The 2,803-nt window shown below is 46.7% G+C and carries 2 protein-coding genes and 1 pseudogene; 2 read left to right on the top strand and 1 reads right to left on the bottom strand.

What is annotated here, in order from left to right:
- Positions 1-679: pseudogene (locus I2484_RS20870) on the top strand (exosporium protein); the annotation flags it as partial.
- A gap of 161 nt (positions 680-840) precedes the next feature.
- Here the strand turns inward: I2484_RS20870 and I2484_RS20875 are convergent.
- Complete coding sequence (locus tag I2484_RS20875) at positions 841-1,149, bottom strand: glycosyltransferase (RefSeq protein ID WP_255551643.1); 309 nt, start codon at positions 1,147-1,149, stop codon at positions 841-843.
- Positions 1,150-1,550: 401 nt separating this feature from the next.
- Between I2484_RS20875 and I2484_RS20880 the strand changes: the two genes are divergently transcribed.
- Positions 1,551-2,803: collagen-like domain-containing protein (locus I2484_RS20880; protein WP_207152971.1), on the top strand; the 1,253-nt coding region annotated here is incomplete at its 3' end.

Raw genomic sequence — 2,803 nt, forward strand, 5'->3', positions numbered from 1 at the left:
TGGAGCAACTGGAGCAACTGGTGAAACTGGAGCAACTGGTGAAACTGGAGCAACCGGAACAACAGGCGATACTGGAGCAACCGGATCGACAGGCGATACTGGGGCAACTGGAACAACTGGAACAACTGGGGCAACTGGTGATGCAGGTGATACAGGAACAACCGGAGCAACTGGTGATACTGGAGTAACCGGAGCAACTGGAGTAACCGGGTCAACCGGATCAACTGGAGCCACTGGAGCAACAGGTGCTACGGGAACTACCGGTGCTACTGGGGCAGGTGCATTAATACAAAACGGACTATTTAGTGTTAATGTAACATCTGTAGCAAATGGCACAGCCATTTCGTATTCAACCACGTTTATTAATGGCACTGACATTACTCACCCTACAACCACAACCTTTGTACTAGCAACTGGGCACATTTATTTGGTTTCGTATACTTTCAGAGCAACTAGTTCTATAATTGGAAATATTACTGTTACACCAAGATTTAATACGGTATTTCAAAGTCGTTTTTCAGGTAAATCAGTTACCGGAACTTTAGATCCTAATGTTAGCGTATCAGGAACGTTCTTAGCTAATGCTACCGCAGGTGCCATTACATTAGATTTTATTTATAATGGATCTGCAACTACCACTTTGTCTGATGGTTCTGTTTCAATTATTGAAGTTCAGTAAAATACAAGGGGTTGGCACTTGCCTTGCCATCCCCAATAATAAAACAATAAACTTTGAGTCATCTATGTAATAGGAAGCAATTCAGTGATCTCCATTTTCAATCCGCTCAAAGAGGTTATAGTCTTTCGCCACTGAGTCTATTGATAAATCGAGATTCTTTTTTATTTTTTAAATTTTTCATGATTATGTGGAGAAAATACATCGTCTGCATCCAACCGTAAAATGAAATCTTTTGTTGCTTGTTTGAAAGCATAATTTCTTGCCTCTGCAAAATTATAGACCCATTCAAAATCATAAATACGGTTGGTGTACATTTTTAGGACCTCTATCGTTTGATTGGTTGAACCTGTATCCACGATATTGATTTCGTCAACAATATCCTTAACAGATTCTAAACAACTGGCATTCGTATCTACTTCGTTTTTAACGATCATACATAAACTAATTGTAACCGTGCCTTGCCCCCTCATTGTCACTCTATATGTATATTTGAATTACTCGTCCTTTGATTAAACAATTATTTCTGTTCTATGAGAAATCCAATAAACCTTTAAACGATAAAGAATGATCATTTCTTCATAAGGTACATTGTGCTTTTTATGCATTTTATTGGTGTTGAATACATTGTAGGACAAACTTCGCAATATACAAATAAGGGTAATTCAAGGCGTTCAATGCAAAAAAGGTGTATGCGGAGTAATGGGGAAATTTCGTTTATAGTTATGATGTGCATTGTCACCATATGGATAAATATTAAAGAAATCCCCCGCCTTTATGTCACATTTACTTAACTATTATTTTATGCACGTAGTTGAATGCCCGTCCCCCCTTCTATTACTCGAATAGGATGTTATAGAAATGGGGTGAAAAAATGAAATTTTACAACTATGAAAAAAAATGTTGTAATAATAGGAAGTGTATTGTTCCTTGTAATAACAACAGTTTCCGTAAAATGAAATGTACAACAGGACCACCTGGACCAACCGGGGCAACAGGCGATACTGGGGCAACCGGAGCAACCGGAGCAACCGGAGCAACCGGAGCAACCGGAGATACAGGAGCAACCGGAGCATCCGGAACAACGGGAGCAAATGGTGAAACTGGCGCAACCGGCGATACTGGAGCAACCGGAACAGCTGGAACAACCGGAGCAACCGGCGATACTGGGGCAATCGGAACAACGGGAGCAACAGGTGAAACTGGAGCAACTGGGGCAACCGGAACAACCGGACCAACTGGAGCAACAGGCGATCCAGGTGCCACCGGACCAACTGGGGCTACAGGTGAAACTGGCGCAACTGGAGCAACAGGCGATCCTGGCACAACCGGACCAACTGGAGCAACAGGCGATCCTGGCACAACCGGACCAACTGGAGCAACAGGCGATACTGGTGCAACCGGACCAACTGGGGCTACAGGTGAAACTGGCGCAACTGGAGCAACAGGCGATCCTGGCGCAACCGGAGTGACGGGCAATACTGGAGCAACAGGTGAAACTGGCGCAACCGGAGTGACGGGCAATACTGGGGCAACAGGCGATACTGGCACAACCGGACCAACTGGAGCAACAGGAAATCCTGGTGCAACCGGACCAACTGGGGCTACAGGTGAAACTGGCGCAACCGGAGTGACGGGCAATACTGGGGCAACAGGCGATACTGGTACAACCGGACCAATTGGAGCAACAGGCGATCCTGGCGCAACCGGACCAACTGGAACTACAGGCAATACTGGCGCAACCGGACCAACTGGAGCAACAGGTGATACTGGAGCAACCGGACCAACTGGGGCTACAGGTGAAACTGGAGCAACAGGCGATCCTGGCGCAACCGGCACAACTGGGGCTACAGGTGAAACTGGAGCAACCGGAGCAACCGGAGTAACGGGCAACACCGGGGCTACAGGAGCAACCGGAGCAACCGGAGCAACCGGACCATCCGGAGCAACCGGAGCAACCGGAGCAACTGGAGCAACCGGAGCAACTGGAGCAACCGGAACAACCGGAACAACTGGTTCAACTGGAACAACCGGAGCAACTGGTTCAACTGGAACAACCGGAGCAACGGGAGCAACCGGAGCAACTGGTTCAACTGGAACAACGGGAGCAACCGGAACAACTGGAGC

Source organism: Sporosarcina sp. E16_8 (assembly GCF_017347095.1).
Lineage (GTDB): Bacteria > Bacillota > Bacilli > Bacillales_A > Planococcaceae > Sporosarcina.

Bases quoted from the DNA above. Each gene is read 5' to 3' on its own strand.
- I2484_RS20875 (WP_255551643.1), bottom strand. From the start codon at position 1,149: ATGAGGGGGCAAGGCACGGTTACAATTAGTTTATGTATGATCGTTAAA.